This is a genomic window from uncultured Methanobrevibacter sp., assembly GCF_947170395.1.
GTDB lineage: Archaea > Methanobacteriota > Methanobacteria > Methanobacteriales > Methanobacteriaceae > Methanocatella.
Genome location: NZ_CAMVTE010000007.1, coordinates 63662 through 80444 on the forward strand (window position 1 = coordinate 63662; position 16783 = coordinate 80444).

Here is a 16783-nt window from a genome sequence, read left to right on the forward strand (position 1 = left end):
TAAATATTAGTTTTTTAGAAAGAGCATTTGAAGAGTAACTTGTACAAATATTTATAACGATTGTTTTTCAGAAATATATATGTAAACTTTTTTAAGAAATTTTATTTTCCGGAGGCATTGTTTTGGCTAAAAGAATGATTTTATCGACTTTTTTGGTATTGCTGGCAATCTTATCCATTGGTATGGTCTGCGCAGGTGACGTTAATCTCACAGATTCACAAATGTCCGATAGTGATGGTGCCGTTGCCATTGAAGAGCACTACCTTTCACAACCGGACGATGAAATGATTTTACATGAACAGGCTAAAAACCAGACAGTGCTTTCATCTCCAGAAAATGACGTGTACGGATACTACAGTGTCGTTTTGAAAGACTCAAATACAAACGCCACACTGTCAAACAGAACTGTCTATTTCGGCATTGACGGCATCAATTATGATGCGTCCACAGACGACAGAGGTATTGCCAGTGTCTTTTTGGGTGATGTCGGAAAATATACTGTAAGCGCTTATTTTGCAGGCGATAATGATTATGAAGAAAGTGATTTGACCTGCAAGGTCAACGTATTGCCTACAGTAATAGTAAACGATGTTTTGAAATACTATAAGGGAAGCCAGCACTACACTGCAACATTCTTTGACTTTTGGGGAAACTGTCTGGCAAACGCCAATGTTTCAGTTACAATCAACGCCAGACAATACCCGCTTAAAACCAATTCCAAAGGAGTTGCAACCCTTGCAATAAACTATTATCCCTGCAGCTTCAAGGCAACCACAACCAATCCCGTCACAGGATACAGCGTAAATACAACCGTCAAGGTCCTCTCGACAATCACTTCATCCGATTTGAAAAAGGTTGAAGGGGACGGCAAAAATTTCGTTGTGAAATTCTTTAAAAACAACGGAAAGCCTCTGGCCAATCAAAACGTAAAATTCAAGATAAAGGGCAAAACATATACTGTCAAAACCAATGCCAACGGCCAGGCAACTCTGTCACTTAAAAACTTCAAGAAAGGCACATACACTGTAGTGTCATACAATAAGGACGGCTATTCAAAGAAAAACAAGATTACAATCTATAAGGTTGCAAACACAAAACTGGCTGCAACTTCCGGCTTTTACAATTTCCTTTCAAACGAAACCAAGCAAATCAAGGTCAAGTTTACCAACACAATCGATGACGTTTCAGGAAAATCAGTCAAGTTCATTATAAACGGCAAGACCTACACAAGAAAGACAGATTCAAAAGGTGTGGCAACCCTTGACATGGCATCATTTTCCAAAGGATTATATACTGTTGACTACCAGTTTGACGGAAACAAGTTTTTCAAATCAGCTAAGACGTCAGGAATGGTTTCAATTTTCGGTTCAACAGTTCCTAAACTGACTGTCAAAAGCACCAAGAACTTCGGTTATGGTGCATACACGCTATTTAAGGTTGCACTGGCGGCTGATGGCGTTCCTCTGCCGAAAAGGACAATGACATTCAATATCAATGGCGTTGAATATTCAGAAATCACAGACAACAGCGGTATGGCATCAGTGCCGATTGATTTGGAAATCGGCAATTATACTGTAACCTACAGGACAAATGCGCTTTATAAGATAAGCGGAACTTCCGCATCATGCAACATAACAGTTTTCCAAAGGGACAATTCAAAACTCGCCTGGAAATGCGGAACATCGTTTTCTGATTCGTCACAGTCATTCAAGGTGCTTTTAACCGACATGAACGGAACTCCAATCGCCTCAGGCCGTCTCGAGCTTGAAGTCGACGGTGAGACATACTACGGCAAAACCTCATCAGACGGCTATGCAACAATCAAGGCCACTTCCGCTTTAGGTAAAAATAAGGTTGTCGTAAAGTTTCTTGGAAACAACAATTTCCTTCCAACTTCAATGTCCAAAACCGTAAATGTCAAGCTTTCAAAATTCGGAAACGGGCTTAACGAGAAAAATGCTGGGTCTCTCTCAGCATATCTCAAGGCATCCAGAAACTGTCCTGTAAACAGCGCCGCAATCAAGGCACTTGTAAAGTCACTGACCAAAGGCCTGAGTGATGACATCGACAAGGCAAAGGCCATATTCAATTACGTAAGGGACAATATCGATTACGACTATTACTACAACACCCATAAGGGCGCAACATCCACATTGAAATCCGGATCAGGCAACTGCGTCGACCAGGCACACCTTCTTGTGTCAATGTATCGGACTGCGGGCTTTAAGGCAAGGTATGTTCATGGAGTATGTCGCTTCAGCGATGGGGTGTTCGGCCATGTATGGACTCAGGTCAAGATTGGAAACACATGGGTTGTAGGAGATTCCATAAGCTATAAAAACTCCTTGGGCAAGATTAACAATTGGAAAACCACCAACTACAAGATAAAGGCAAAATATTCAAGCCTGCCATTCTAGTCATTTTTTAATTTTTTTTATCACATCTCATTTTTTGCCATTTTCATCGAATTAGGCAAAACTTTAATAAATGATGGTTACTAAAAGTATAAAATGTTATATTTATTAACAAATTATTTAATCAAAATTATTAAGGAGCGATAATTATGGCTATAGATAACGGAGATTTTGTTAGAGTAAACTTTACTGGTAAAGTTAAAGAAACTGATGAAGTATTTGATACTACTTACGATGAAATTGCACAGGAAGCAGGAATTTTTGATGAAAATAAAACTTATAAGGCAATCCCAATTGTTGTAGGCGGAAATCACTTATTGCCTGCAATTGAAGAAGCTATCATTGGTTTAAAAGAAGGGGAAACCAAACACATTGAAGTCGATTCCGACGATGCATTCGGACCACGTGACCCTAAAATGATTCAATTGGTCCCTATGAAAGAGTTCAAAAAACAAGGCATGACTCCTGTTCCAGGTATGAGAATCCAATCCGAAGGAGCAACCGGAAAAATCCTAACCGTAAACGGCGGAAGAGTAAAAGTTGATTTCAACCATGAATTAGCTGGAAAAGACCTGGTATATGATGTTGAAGTAACCGAAATCATCGACGATGAAGAAGAAAAAATCAAAAGCATGATCGAGTTACACTACTCCAACCCTAACGTTGATATTGAAAAAACCGAAATCAACATTGTTGACGGTGTAGCAAACATCAAATTGGATGAAATGTCCAAATTCGACCAGCAATCCTACATGGACGTTACCTTTGCAAGATTCAGAATTGCAAAAGACATCTGGGAAAACATCGAAGGCATTACCAAAGTCAACTTTGTAGATGAATTCGAAAAAAGAGAAGAATCTTCCGAAGACGAAGATGAAGAAGAATAAATATTGAGTTATTTCAAATAACTCCCTTTCTTATTTTTTTCAAAGCACTAAATTAAAATACTATTTTTAACAAACCATCATTCATGTTAGAACTTGACGAGCTATTGGCAATTTTCAACGAAGGCAAAACCCTCTCAATGGATGAGGATGCCGCTTCAGCATGCAACTATTACGCACAGGAGGCGCAAAGGATTACCTGTGAGCTGAACTACAAATACCATGACTTTGATGAAATCAGACAGCTGTTTGATAAATTGATAGGCGACAAAGTAAGTGATGATTTCCGACTGTTTCCACCATTTTTTACTGATTTTGGAAAAAACATCCATCTTGGCAAAAACGTATTCATAAATGCAGGATGCAAGTTTCAGGACCAGGGCGGCATTTACATTGGAGATAATGTGCTAATTGGCCATAATGTGGTTTTGGCCACTTTGAATCATGAGGAAAATCCATCAAAAAGAGGCAATCTGATTCCTGCTCCAATAAAAATAGGAAATGACGTATGGATTGGCTCCAATGCAACTGTGCTTGCCGGTGTAAGCATTGGTGACGGGGCAATCGTTGCAGCAGGTGCTGTCGTTACCCGTGATGTGGCAAAAAATACAGTAGTCGGAGGCATTCCGGCAAAATACATCAGAGACATCAAATTCTAGAGTTTCTCGCCCCTGCAGGCGCCGACAATTCCTGGTATGTCTTCCACTTCCAGCTCATACATGGCTTCCATGCCTTCATTTTCAAACAGGACGCATTTCTTTTTCTTCACCCTGCTTGTAAGAAGCGCTGCCACAGGCGGTGTTATTACAAAAATCGAGTTGTTTTCATCAAGGCTTTTGACGGTTTCATCACTCAGCATGCCCTTTCCGATATGGACTTTAACGCCGCTTTTGCTTAAAAAAGGAATTGTAGATTCTATTTCCACTTTGCTGCTTGTTGTAGGGGCAATTCCTGCATCGCTGAAGGCGGTATGCATGATGACCATCCCATCAACATCAAATGGAACCTCGCCTTTTTTAATCAGCTCCACAAATTGGGGAAGAGCCGCATCACGGCCGGTATAGATGGTTCCGGAAATTGAGATTTGATCTCCGACATTAACGTTTGCCAAATCCTCATCGCTGATAGGTGTAGTCAGTTGAATCATATTAATAGTTATTAACTTTTGATTTTTAATAAATTTTCCATTATTTCATAATATATTTAAATGTTTAAAAACAGACATATACACATTCTATATTTATTTATCATGAATATATTAGGAGATTAAAAATTGATTATTGTTGATGAAAATTTATGTAAAGGATGCCATCTTTGCTTATTCATGTGTTATAAGAACGTGTATGCAATATCTCCTGAAGTTAACAAAAAAGGGGTTCAGTTACCTTTTGTTAAGTTTGAAGAGAGGTGTACCAAATGCGGCACTTGTGAAGTGGCATGTCCTGATCAGGCTATCACAGTGGATTTGCCTGAAAATTGGTGGATGAAAGAAGGAAATGAAGTGAACTTTAATCCTAATTTCACAAAGGGGAAAAAGTAGGTGTATAAAATGGCTGAAGAATTTTTTATTCAAGGAAATGAAGCATGTGCTAAAGGAGCAATAGCTGCAGGCTGCAGATTCTTTGCAGGTTATCCGATTACTCCTTCCACTGAAGTTGCTGAAACTTTGGCAAGGGAATTGCCTAAGGTGGGAGGTTCATTTGTCCAGATGGAGGATGAAATCGCATCTGCAGGTGCAATCATTGGAGGTTCCTGGGGAGGAGCCAAATCAATGACTGCAACATCCGGACCTGGTATCTCTTTAATGCAGGAAAACATCGGTTATGCATTCATAAGCGAAACTCCTATCGTCATCGTTGATGTACAGAGAGGTTCTCCTTCAACAGCCCAACCGACCATGGCCGCACAGGGGGATATGATGCAGGCCCGTTGGGGATCACACGGAGATTACGAACCGATTGCACTTTCCCCGTCAAGCGTACAGGAATTCTTTGATTTCACAATCAAGGCATTCAACCTTGCAGAGGAGTACAGATGTCCGGTATTTGTAATGGCCGATGAGGTCATCGGACACATGAGGGAAAAGATAGTCGTTGATGATGACATTGAAATAGTTGCAAGAAAAAGGCCTGAAATGTCAGATGACTATTTGCCGTTTGAAAACATAGAAAACGGAACAACTCCTATGCCTGCTTTCGGTGACGGATTCAACATTCACGTAACTGGCCTTACCCACGATGAAAGGGGTTATCCGGATACAAACAATCCTGAAACTCACGACAAGCTCATTCAAAGAATATGTGATAAGGTCCTGAACAACAAGGACAAAATCTGTTCTGTAAAATCAGAAGGCTGTGAGGACGCAGACATTGTTATAGTATCCTATGGAGCGCCTGTAAGGTCTGTCGTTGAGGCAGTAAACCGCTCAGACAAGAAAATCGGATACATCAAAATCGATACTCCATGGCCATTTCCTGATGAAGAGGTTGCTAAACTTACAGCTAATGCAAAGGATGTATTGGTTGTTGAAATGAACCTCGGTCAGATGTATTATGAAGTCGACAGGGCATGCAAGAGAAATTCAAACGTGCACCTGATGGGAGTCATTGGAGGACTTCTGCCGACACCTGATGAGATACTGGAACAAATTGACAGATTAGGAGGTAACTAAAATGAGCGAACAGAAACAAAACAGATTCCTTCCTTACATGAGAGAAGACAGATTACCTCACATTTTCTGCCCTGGATGCGGAAACGGTGCAATCATCAACGCATTTTTGGCTGCGATGGAAAAGGCGGAAATGGATTTCGACAACATTGCAATGGTTTCAGGAATCGGATGTTCCTCAAGGATTCCGGGATACCTTAAATGCGATTCATTGCATACCACTCACGGAAGGGCATTAAGCTTTGCAACAGGTTTGAAAACAGCAAACAAGGATTTGGATGTGGTTGTATTTACCGGTGACGGAGATGCGGCATCCATCGGTGGTAACCATCTGATTCATGCGGCCAGAAGAAACATCAACTTAACAGTAATCTGTATCAACAATAACATTTACGGAATGACCGGGGGTCAAATCAGCCCTACATCTCCTAAAGGAAGTTTCGGAACAACCGCTCCGTACGGAAATCAGGACGCACCGTTCAAACTCGCTGAACTCGTTGCAGCTGCAGGCGCAACATATTCTGCAAGATGGACTACCGTACAGATTGAAAACCTTGTATTGGCAATCAAGGAAGGTTTGCAAAATCCTGGTTTCTCATTTATCGAAGTTGCAACCCAATGTCCAACTTACTTTGGCCGTAAAAACAAACTGAAAACTCCAACTGCAATGGCAGCTGTAATGAAAGCAAATACAGTATTCAAATCCGCTGCAGACAGGATGAGGCCAAAGGAACTTGAAGGAAAAATAGTCGTCGGTGAATTTGCAAATGCCCAAAGGGATGAATTCACACAAAACATTGACAAGATAAGTGTGGAAAAATTCGGTAAGAAAACCCTTATCAATTCAGCATATGAAGAGGAGCTGTAGGTGGATAAAATGAGAACTGAAATCAGAATTTGTGGATTTGGAGGTCAGGGAATTATTCTTGCAGGAATTATCTTAGGTAAATCTGCAAGCCTGTTCGACGGCAAGGAAGCTGTCCAAACCCAATCATACGGTCCGGAAGCACGTGGAGGAGCTTCCAAATGTGAAGTTGTTATCAGTGACACATCAGTTGACTATCCTAAAGTCCAAAGTCCGGATATTCTTGTGGCAATGTCCAATGAGGCTTTGATGAAATATATCGTGGATTTAAAGGATGAAGGTACATTGATTGTAGATCCGACAACAACAGATGTTGAAGACGTTAAAGAATTTATAGATGAACATAACATTAAGGTTTACGAAGCTCCCGCTACAAAAACCGCTACAGATGAGATAGGATTAAAGATTGTAGCAAACATTGTCATGGTTGGAGCTATTACAAAAATAACTGAAGTGATATCCAAGGAAGCCGCCATAAAGGCAATTGAGGCAAGCGTTCCAAAAGGAACAGAAGAGAAAAACATTGCAGCTTTTGAAGCTGGATATGCTTTGGTTGAGAAATAGGTGTTAAAATGAGATTTTTTGAAAATGTAGCAAAACAGATTTTTCACGATGAAGGTATTCCAATTTTAGAGGGACACGTGGCATACTCTCCTGAAGAGGCAATGACAATCTCTTCAGAGATGGATGTTCCTGTCGTTATAAAGGCACAAGTTTTAACAGGCGGTAGAGGTAAAGCCGGTGGTGTAAAATTCGCCAACAACCCTGGTGAAGCTTTAAAAGTTTCAGACGAAATTTTAGGAATGGAAATTAAAGGTGAAAAGGTAAAACACCTTTTAATTGAAGAGAAAGCTGAAATCCTAAACGAGTTTTTCGTAACAGTGTCCGTTGACAGAGGTGCCAGAAGACCTGTAATTTTGGCAAGTAAGGAAGGTGGGGTTGAAATCGAAAACCTCGCTAAGACAAACCCTGAAAAGATTATCAGATACTATCCAAACCCGTTGATTGAGTTTTTACCTTACGAAGCACGTGAAATCGCACGTAAGATGGAAGTTCCATCAGAACTGATTTCACCGATGGGTGACATAATCTGGAAACTGTACAAGGTCTTTACAAAATACGATGCAGACACTGCAGAAATCAACCCTCTTGTATTGACTCCTGACGGCCTCATTGCAGCTGATGCAAAGATGGTCGTTGAAAACGATGCGCTTTTCAGACACCAGGAACTTGTTGAAAGGATGCACTATAAGAAAAAGGCTGTGGACTTCGTTCAGCTGGACGGGGATATTGCCGTTATCGGTAACGGTGCAGGACTGACCCTGACCGCTATGGACATGATCAAGCTCAACGGCGGAGAGCCTGCAACATTTCTTGATATCGGTGGTGGAGCTTCAGAAAACATTATCAACCAGGCTCTAAACATCGTACTCAACTACGATCCAGTTAAAGTCGTATTCCTAAACGTTCTAGGCGGTATTACCAAGGCTGATGACGTTGCAAGAGGAGTAATCAAGGCATTGGATCAGGCTGACCGCAAGGTACACATCGTAATCAGACTTACAGGTACCAACGAAGAGGAAGGCCAAAGACTTCTTGAAGAGGCAGGAATTCCATATGAAACATCAATGGAAAAGGCTGCTAAAAAGGCTGTTGAACTTTGTGAAGAACTGAAAGCGGAAGGAAAATAATTCAACTACCACGACCTGTAGAGGTCGTGGATTGTGAGTTATTTTCACAATCCACTAGTTGAATAGCCTCAGACTTATTATTAATAAGTCTACGTTATTGAGAAATATTATAGTTACCTATAGATGTTTAAGCCTAGTCTGTAGCTCTAAGGTGGGCGATTAAACAGTTCTGAGATGGTAAGAACAGTGTTGCTCACATATAAAACTCTCAAATAACATTGGCGAAGGCTAAACTTACCCAGGAATAGGGGGTAAACTTTATATTAGTTTACAAACTAAACAAAACGGCAATTCCTCCTCGACCTAAAAGAGGTCGAGGTATCCTTGCCAAATATAGATGAAACATATCAGTTCAAGGATTATTCAAAATACGTTTCCGATGCTTTCGATGAAAAAGAAAGAAGAAATTTAAGGAAAACCCAGTTTCCTAAGGATTTGGAGTCAGCTTTCGAGTTGGGAAGAAAAATAGCTATTCAAGCAGAACAACACGACTGATTTCGGATTCGTTCACTATCTCTTTTGAACACTCATCACCTATTTTTTTTGCAAATTCCTTAATCTCATCGAATGTCGGCATGTTGTCGAGGGTAAGGCGTTCACGTGATGAGCCGACACACATATATGCCTTGATTTCAACGAAATCGGGGTCTGCTTTTTGGATAAGTTTTGCGTATTCCTCAGGCATTTCCATGTTTTTGCCACGAACGCAGGTATTTCTTATACATGTACGTGAGTCAAAACTTGCCAGAGTTTCAAGTGATTCATTTAAATTGCTCCAGGCATCATTTATTCTTGGTCTGCATACGTCTTTAAACACTTTCTCGTTAGGTGCATCCAAGGAAAGGTACAGTTGGTAAGGATTGTTTTCGAGGTTTCGCAGTCTCTCAACGCATTGGCCGTTGCTTACCACAAAGGTTGTAAAGTCACGGCGGTTGAACTCACCGATGAGCTCGTCGATTTTAGGGTACAGTGTAGGCTCTCCTGCAAGTGAAATTGCAGCGTTTGTAGGCCTTTTGAGCTCTTCGAGTTTTTTCCTGTTTGCTTTGTCATTTCCATAAAAACCGCAAAGCAGATTGTTCTGGGCCTTGATGGCCTCGTCTATTATGGTTTTTGGGTCGTCGTATTCCTCATCTTCCCAGCTTGTCTGGGTGTATGTCAGGTCTCTCCAGCAGAATTCACATTCCTGCTGGCAGTTTGGAACTGCAGGAGACATCTGAAGACATCTGTGGGACTCAATGCCGTAGAATTTTTCCTTATAGCATACTCCCTTGTCTGTAATACTTTGGCGTGTCCAGTGGCACACCTTAACGGCCGCATGGCCATGTTTTCCAACGAACCTGTATCCGCTTTTTTCCAGTTTTTCTATTTGGCTTTCAGTAAATGACATAAAATCAGTTTTATTTTTGGCTCTGCTGGTATATACATTTTTACAGGACAAAAAAATATAACAAATATTGAACAATATTGCATTTAAACTATTTAATGTATTTATATGTTCACTTTTCATATGTTCAATCATGAAATTATGGAATAAATCGCAAGAAAAGTTATTTTTTATCAACTCGAAAAGCTTCGCATCTCCAAGGCAGCTTTTCTACAGGACAGATGACGGCAGGTATCTGACATACTGGCCAAAAAGATACAGGGGCAGAAAATCGACCCTTCAGGCGAGAAATTCACTTATCGGCAACTTTACAGAAAAATGGACAAGCGACCTTTTCTCGGCACTGATTGGCGATGACCTGCATGTTGTCCAACAGGCAAGAATCCCGTCTTTAGGAATAACGTCAAGTTCTCCGGCAGACATCGTCGTTGCAACAGAGGATAAAAAAATTTTAAAGGCATCACAGGTAAAACTAATATGTGAAGTCAAAATGTCTTTAGTGTGGAATTGGGAGTACAAACCTGATTTGGACAGTGTCTTTGAAGTCGGTGACTACCGCACTCATCAGGGAAAGCCGAGTTTTACCCGTTCCGATTCGGTTCTAAAAGCCATTGGAAAATGCATTGACATTCGTGTTTCAAACTTCGAGTCGGCAAAAATTCCCATTGTCGTTGTGGGAAACGCTCCGCTTTCCAATGGATTTTCCAAAAAGGCGGATTACCTTAAGCATTCAGGTCTGATTCAAGGGTTTTGGTCCCTAAATCCATTTCCTCTAAACCATGGAAATACAAGAAAAACAACTCCGAAAGGAGGGTTCATCAGGTTCGATACGACCGATGAGTTGAGATTGCATCTGGAAGGGCTGTTTTCCCAGGATTTGAACTTCTTTTCAGGAATGGAAAGTCCTAGAAATTTGGGAAAACTGATTGAAATAGCTAATGAGGAGGAGACATATGAAAACAAGGGTTTAAAGTTTTTAAACCTTCTAAAGAGGTCTTAGTGTGGCAAGAAAAACGCAAACTTCATCTTTCGGTTCGGTATTAAGGGAGTCTCACAGTTCAAAAAAGTTCTACAGCTCAAAGCTGTTTGAGGGATTTGAAATCCCCAAAAAGATAGAATATCAGGAAAATAACATCGCTAAAGAGAATTTAAACAGACTGTACTGCAAATCCAGTGAAAACATGGATGAAATACCAGACAATAGCATTCATCTGATGATTACATCGCCTCCCTACAATGTGGGAAAGGAGTATGATGATGATTTGTCTTTAGATGAATATCTGGATTTGCTTACGGGAGTTTTCAGGCAAACCTATAAAAAACTTGTCACAGGCGGGAGGGCATGCATAAACATTACCAATGTAGGAAGAAAGCCCTACATTCCCCTTCATGCAATGGTGATTGAAACGATGCTTGATTTGGGATATCTCATGCGCGGTGAAATAATATGGGACAAGTCCGCAAGTGCTGGAGGCTCATGTGCCTGGGGAAGCTGGATGTCAGCGTCAAATCCTGTTTTAAGGGACTATCACGAATACATACTGATTTTTTCAAAGGATTCCTATTCCAAAAACCCTTCCCAAACTAAAAGGGACACGATTGAAAAGGATGATTTCATTCACTGGACGCAAAGCGTCTGGAAGTTTCCGGCTGTCAACGCCAAAAGGATAGGTCATCCCGCACCGTTTCCTGTTGAACTTCCGCACAGGCTGATAAACCTTTATTCCTATGAGGGGGATGTAATCCTCGACCCGTTCTGCGGAAGCGGAACAACTGCGATTGCTGCAGTTAAAAACAGAAGAAACTATATATGCTATGACATCAACGAGAAGTATATTGAACTTGCAAAAGACAGACTGGAGAGGGAAAAATGACACAAAACAAAAGCGCCATGACGATTATCGGAGGCACACGTGGCCTTGGAAGATGGATGGCGGAGCATCTGGGTAATGATTTTGAAATAACAATAACAAGCCGTGACGAGGCCTCAGGGCGTAAAGTGGCCAGTGAGATGAATGTGGGCTATAACAATGACAATATCGCAGCTGTAAAGGATGCAGACATTATCCTTTTCTGCGTTCCGATTGAGCATATGGTGGATACAATAGCCCAGGTCGCTCCCCATGCTCCTGAAGGGTCTCTTCTCATGGATGTTGCAAGCGTTAAAACAGAACCTGCAGAGGCATTGGAGAAATACGCTCCTGAAAACGTGGAGATATTGCCTTGCCATCCGATGTTCGGACCGAGGGTTCCCACACTCAAAAGGCAAATCATAATCTTGACTCCAATCAAAAACAAATCAGGGCAATGGTTCGGCCGTGTTGAAAATTATCTTAAAAAGACAGAATGCGAAGTAGTCATTACAACCCCTTCCGAACACGACAAATACATGAGCATCGTCCAGGGCCTGACCCACTTTTCATACATCAGCCTTGCATCGGCAATCAGAAAGCTCAACATCAACGTCAAAAGGTCAAGGTCATTTTCAAGTCCGGTTTACACAATAATGTTGGATATGGCTAGCCGTGTCGTCTTTCAGAATCCGCATCTGTACTATTCAATACAGAAAAATAACAAGGAAACCTCAAATGCAAGAAAAACACTTATAAAGGAATGCATCTATCTGTCAAATCTCATTGAGGAGGGCGATGAGGAGGACTTTGTCAAAAGCATAGTCGAATCGGCAAACCACATCGACGAATATGAGGATGCTCTGATAAGATCAGACATGGCAATAGGCATGCTCACCCAGAAGGCGAACGTACTGACAAAAAGGATGGGTGAGGAAGTGGGACTGCAGCACAACGTCTCCAAAAAGGTCCATGTGGGTGTTGTAAGGTATGTAGATTCAAAATTCGCAACCCTTGAAAGTCCTGACGGCAGCCAAATCAAATTAAAGCTTTCCAAACTCGACATTTTATCTGACGAAGAGCTGTTTGAATGGAAAAGGAACAATCTCAAGCTGGAGCATTTCACTCTCCGGGTGCTTCTCGCCTCAACATGCGATGAGAAATGCCTCCTTGAGATGTTTAAAAATATCGAACAGGTCATTGACGCTGAAATCATTGATGTCTGTGACGGCGGCCAGATTGACGAGTCTCTTTCAAGCTTCACATTCCGCTACTCGGTGTTTGATGGGTCTGATAAGAGCTATGTCGAAGACTACATCAGGGGTATTGGTGGTGTGATAAGGGATTAGTCAAGATGATTTGAGGATAATATTATTTAATAGTATCAACTAATATTATAATAATAAACTTATTTGTGGGATTATTATGGATACACCAATAGTGATATTGAACTATAAAACTTACTTGGAATCAAGCGGTATAAAGGCTTTGGAACTTGCACATGATTTGGAAAGCGCTGCCAGTGAATCTGGAATCACAATGGTTGCAGCTCCACAAGCGGCTGATATCTACAGAATCAGTCAGGAAGCCTCCCTTCCAATTTATGCTCAACACATTGACCCTATTGCTCCCGGCGGACACACAGGGTCAAACTTAATAAGCACATTAATCGATGCTGGAATAAGCGGTTCATTGATTAACCATTCAGAAAACAGGATGAAGTTGGCAGACATTGCAGAGGTCATAAGATTATGCAACGAGAATGAAATTGAATCATGCGTCTGCACAAACAACATCGAAACCTCAAAGGCTGTTGCGGCACTTGCACCTACTGCAGTTGCAGTGGAGCCTCCTGAACTGATAGGAACCGGAATTCCAGTATCACAGGCACAGCCTGAAGTCGTTGAGGACACTGTAAAAGAGGTTAAAGCCATCAACAAAGACATTAAAGTGTTGTGCGGTGCAGGAATCACCACAGGTGATGACATGAAGGCAGCAATGGATTTGGGTGCTGATGGGGTACTTCTTGCATCAGGAATTATTAAGGCGGAAAGTCCAAAAGATGCTTTACTTGATTTGGTAAGCAAATTATAATTATTAGAGTGAGAAAATGGCTGATTTTAATACTATTGACGATTTTGACATTGAGGACAAGACAGTATTGGTAAGGGTTGATGTCAACGCCCCTGTAGATCCAAGTTCAGGAATAATTCTCGATGATACAAGGCTCAAGCTCCATGCAAGAACAATCAAGGAACTGTCAAACAAAGGGGCAAAGGTCGTAATTCTTGCACACCAAAGCCGTCCTGGAAAAAAGGATTTCACAACACTTTCCCAGCATGCAGATGCCCTGTCTGAAATTCTAAACTTAAGGGTTAACTATGCAGATTCCATATTTTCAAGCTCCGCAAAAGAAGCTATCCGTAATTTAAAACCCCACGAAATTTTATTGCTTGAAAATGTAAGATTTTTCTCCGAGGAAACCCTTTCAAGAACACCTGAGGAGCAGTCAAAGACCCTGCTTGTAAGACATTTGACTCCATTGGTTGACTATTATGTAAATGATGCGTTTGCAGCGGCCCACCGTTCCCAGGCATCACTTGTCGGATTTACAGTAAACACTCCTTCCGCAGCAGGCCGTGTAATGGAAGAGGAACTGACAGTCATTCAGGATGCCCTTGACAATGTGGAACATCCTTGCGTATTCCTTTTGGGCGGAATGAAACCTGACGATTCAATAGATGTTATGGAAAACGTATTGAGCAACGGAACTGCAGATTCAATTCTGACAACAGGTATTGTTGGAAACATTGTACTGTGGGCTTCCGGTGCTGATATAGGTCAGGTCAATATGGATTTCATAAAAAGCAAAGGATATGAGGACATGGTTGAAAAGGCCAGAGGCCTGATTGAAAGGTTTGGCGACAAGGTCAAATATCCTATTGATGTTGCATGTGAAATCGATGGTGAGAGGGTCGACATTGACATCGGTGAAATTCCTAACGAAGCCATTTTTGATATAGGCATCAAGACAATTGCATTTTATGCAAAGGAAATCAGGGATGCCAAATACATTTTTGCAAACGGTCCTGCAGGTGTATTTGAAGACCCTAAATTTGCAATGGGAACAGAAGACCTGATTAATGCTATGGCAACCTCAACAGGTTTTACACTCATTGGAGGAGGTCATATTGCAGCCGCTACAGCTGGACTGGGTCTTGAAGATCACATGAGTCACTTAAGCAGTGGTGGTGGGGCTTGTATCAGTATGCTTGCAGGCAAAAAGCTTGCAGCTGTAGAAGCTTTAAAAAACAGTAAAAAATAATTTTTTTACTTTTTATCTCTTTTTTTTAAAAAAATAAAATATTAGCTATTAAAGATTTTTAATAGCTCTTCGGAAGATTTTTTAGGATTATCAGAACTCATTATGGCACTTACAACGGATAATCCTGCTATTCCTGTATCTGACAGTTCAGAGGCATTGTCCAGATTTATCCCGCCAATGGCCACTACAGGAATGTCGATGGATTCAACGATTTTTTTCAGTTCTTCTTTTGTTACTGAATCTGCATCGTCCTTGGTTTGTGTTGGAAAGACGGCTCCACATCCAATGTAGTCGGCACCATCATTCTGGGCCTTTTTTGCTTCAGAAACTGTGGCTGCTGAAACTCCAAGAATCTTGTCTTCGCCGATAAGTCTTCTTGTAACATCACATGGCATGTCTGATTGGCCTACATGGACTCCGTCAGCATCAACCGCCAGTGCAACATCGACCCTGTCGTTAATGATTAGTGGAACATTGTATTTTGCAGTTATTTTCTTTACTTTCAATGCCAAATTATAAAAGTCAAGGGTATCTGCGGTTTTTTCTCTAATCTGGACTACGCTGACTCCGCCTTTGATTGATTCTTCTATTGTTTTTAGGAATTTCTCTACATCATCGCTTTTGTCTGTGACAAGATAGAGTGACAAATCTAGATTTTTCATAATATCTTAATGTTTGATTCTGTAATCAGGCTTTCGGCATTTGTTTTGTAGAGATAATCGATTAGATATGCTCTAAATGAACCGGTTCCTTCATCATTTTCATCCACTTTTGCTCTTGCCTTTTCACCTGCAAGGTTCATTGCCAAAATTGCAACGAGACTTCCTTCAAGAGGTGTTGACCCTCCGATACAGCTTCCAACTATTGATGAGAGCATGCAGCCGCTTCCTGTAATCAATGGCATCATGTCATCTCCATTGTCGATTGCTATTGTGGTTTCGCCGTCGCTTAATATGTCGATAGGTCCGCTTGCAAGTATTGTGGTGTCCAATTTATTTGCAACCTCTTTTATGATTTCTCCGTTTGCGGCGAGGTTTTCATCTGTGATGATGTCATCGGCATTAACGTCAACGCCTTTTGCGGTGTTGTTTTCGTCAATAACGCCAATCAATTTTGCAATCGCTTTTATTTCACTTATGTTTCCTCGAATTGCGGCCATTTTATAATTTTCAATTAAATCCAATGTGGTTTTGTTTCTAAGTTGTGTCACTCCGACTCCTACCGGATCAAGGATTATCGGTGTATCGGTTTTGTTTGCGGCTTCGGCACTTACTTTCATGGCTTCAACCTGGTCTTTGCTTAGTTTTCCGATGTTTATGACCAGCGCATCTGCTATTGCTACAACCTCTTTTAGCTCTTCTACATCTTCGGCCATGAATGGTGAACCGCCTATTGCAAGAACTGCATTTGCGCAATCGTTGATGGTTACTGAATTTGTTATACAATGAGTTAATGGATTTTTTGTTTGAATTTCTTTTAGCGTTTCTTCAATATGATTCAATAATTCTTCTTCTTTATTTATCATGATTATTAATTATAAATTATTTTATATTTATAGTTTAATATTTCAATTATTAAAAAAAGTGGTTTTATCGTAAAGTATTTAAATGACTTTTTATATAAATTACATTGTTCTATAATATTAACATATTGCCTCGGTGGCTCAGTCTGGTAGAGCGCGAGACTTGTAATCTCGTGGTCG

General features: G+C 40.9%; 18 protein-coding genes. 14 read left to right on the top strand and 4 right to left on the bottom strand.

Annotation, left to right across the window (positions count from 1 at the left end; translation table 11 throughout):
- Positions 1-134 precede the first annotated feature (134 nt).
- From Q0W04_RS03205 to Q0W04_RS03215, 3 genes are all read left to right on the top strand, one after another.
- Positions 135-2417 (top strand): transglutaminase domain-containing protein, encoded by a 2283-nt coding sequence (locus Q0W04_RS03205; RefSeq protein WP_298500379.1) that lies wholly within the window; start codon positions 135-137, stop codon positions 2415-2417.
- 146 nt (positions 2418-2563) lie between these two features.
- Positions 2564-3301, top strand: coding sequence for a peptidylprolyl isomerase (locus Q0W04_RS03210; protein WP_298500381.1), 738 nt, complete (start codon positions 2564-2566; stop codon positions 3299-3301).
- Between the two features lie 83 nt (positions 3302-3384).
- Positions 3385-3957, top strand: a complete 573-nt coding sequence (locus Q0W04_RS03215; RefSeq protein ID WP_298500383.1) for a sugar O-acetyltransferase — start codon at positions 3385-3387, stop codon at positions 3955-3957.
- On the opposite strand, the gene Q0W04_RS03220 is transcribed toward Q0W04_RS03215, so the two are convergent.
- Positions 3954-4445: a fumarate hydratase C-terminal domain-containing protein gene (locus Q0W04_RS03220; protein WP_298500386.1), complete on the bottom strand. Its 492-nt coding sequence runs from the start codon at positions 4443-4445 to the stop codon at positions 3954-3956. The genes Q0W04_RS03215 and Q0W04_RS03220 overlap by 4 nt on opposite strands.
- A gap of 126 nt (positions 4446-4571) precedes the next feature.
- On the opposite strand from Q0W04_RS03220, the gene Q0W04_RS03225 reads away from it, so the two are divergent.
- The 6 genes from Q0W04_RS03225 (at position 4572) to Q0W04_RS03250 (ending at position 9017) form a co-directional block, all read left to right on the top strand.
- Positions 4572-4838, top strand: a complete 267-nt coding sequence (locus Q0W04_RS03225; RefSeq protein WP_298500388.1) for a ferredoxin family protein — start codon at positions 4572-4574, stop codon at positions 4836-4838.
- A gap of 9 nt (positions 4839-4847) precedes the next feature.
- A complete protein-coding gene (locus Q0W04_RS03230; RefSeq protein ID WP_298500391.1) occupies positions 4848-5969 on the top strand; it encodes a 2-oxoacid:acceptor oxidoreductase subunit alpha in 1122 nt (373 codons plus the stop codon).
- 1 nt (position 5970) lies between these two features.
- Positions 5971-6834 carry a 2-oxoacid:ferredoxin oxidoreductase subunit beta gene (locus Q0W04_RS03235; RefSeq protein ID WP_298500393.1) on the top strand — a complete coding sequence of 288 codons (864 nt, stop codon included), beginning with the start codon at positions 5971-5973 and terminating at the stop codon, positions 6832-6834.
- 9 nt (positions 6835-6843) lie between these two features.
- The gene (locus Q0W04_RS03240) at positions 6844-7395 is read left to right on the top strand and encodes a 2-oxoacid:ferredoxin oxidoreductase subunit gamma (protein ID WP_298500417.1); all 552 of its coding nucleotides are present in this window, start codon (positions 6844-6846) and stop codon (positions 7393-7395) included.
- Between the two features lie 8 nt (positions 7396-7403).
- On the top strand, positions 7404-8522 hold the full coding sequence (gene sucC / locus Q0W04_RS03245; protein ID WP_298500395.1) for an ADP-forming succinate--CoA ligase subunit beta: 1119 nt from the start codon (positions 7404-7406) through the stop codon (positions 8520-8522).
- Between the two features lie 324 nt (positions 8523-8846).
- Positions 8847-9017, top strand: a complete 171-nt coding sequence (locus tag Q0W04_RS03250; RefSeq protein WP_298500397.1) for a hypothetical protein — start codon at positions 8847-8849, stop codon at positions 9015-9017.
- On the opposite strand, the gene twy1 is transcribed toward Q0W04_RS03250, so the two are convergent.
- The gene (gene twy1 / locus Q0W04_RS03255) at positions 8992-9909 is read right to left on the bottom strand and encodes a 4-demethylwyosine synthase TYW1 (RefSeq protein WP_298500399.1); all 918 of its coding nucleotides are present in this window, start codon (positions 9907-9909) and stop codon (positions 8992-8994) included. The genes Q0W04_RS03250 and twy1 overlap by 26 nt on opposite strands.
- Positions 9910-10039: 130 nt before the next feature.
- Between twy1 and Q0W04_RS03260 the strand changes: the two genes are divergently transcribed.
- The 5 genes from Q0W04_RS03260 (at position 10040) to Q0W04_RS03280 (ending at position 15081) form a co-directional block, all read left to right on the top strand.
- Positions 10040-10906, top strand: a complete 867-nt coding sequence (locus Q0W04_RS03260) for a hypothetical protein (protein WP_298500401.1) — start codon at positions 10040-10042, stop codon at positions 10904-10906.
- A 1-nt stretch (position 10907) separates the two neighbouring features.
- Positions 10908-11780, top strand: coding sequence for a site-specific DNA-methyltransferase (locus tag Q0W04_RS03265; protein ID WP_298500403.1), 873 nt, complete (start codon positions 10908-10910; stop codon positions 11778-11780).
- Positions 11777-13105, top strand: a complete 1329-nt coding sequence (locus tag Q0W04_RS03270) for a prephenate dehydrogenase (protein WP_298500405.1) — start codon at positions 11777-11779, stop codon at positions 13103-13105. Before Q0W04_RS03265 ends, Q0W04_RS03270 begins: the two co-directional genes overlap by 4 nt.
- Positions 13106-13181: 76 nt before the next feature.
- Positions 13182-13850, top strand: coding sequence for a triose-phosphate isomerase (tpiA, locus tag Q0W04_RS03275; protein ID WP_298500407.1), 669 nt, complete (start codon positions 13182-13184; stop codon positions 13848-13850).
- A gap of 16 nt (positions 13851-13866) precedes the next feature.
- Positions 13867-15081, top strand: coding sequence for a phosphoglycerate kinase (locus Q0W04_RS03280; protein WP_298500409.1), 1215 nt, complete (start codon positions 13867-13869; stop codon positions 15079-15081).
- 41 nt (positions 15082-15122) lie between these two features.
- Here the strand turns inward: Q0W04_RS03280 and thiE are convergent, their stop codons facing one another.
- Together thiE and thiM are read right to left on the bottom strand one after the other, a co-directional pair.
- The gene (gene thiE / locus Q0W04_RS03285) at positions 15123-15743 is read right to left on the bottom strand and encodes a thiamine phosphate synthase (protein WP_298500411.1); all 621 of its coding nucleotides are present in this window, start codon (positions 15741-15743) and stop codon (positions 15123-15125) included.
- The gene (gene thiM / locus Q0W04_RS03290; protein ID WP_298500413.1) at positions 15740-16606 is read right to left on the bottom strand and encodes a hydroxyethylthiazole kinase; all 867 of its coding nucleotides are present in this window, start codon (positions 16604-16606) and stop codon (positions 15740-15742) included. The genes thiE and thiM overlap by 4 nt, the downstream gene beginning before the upstream one ends.
- Positions 16607-16783: the final 177 nt, after the last annotated feature.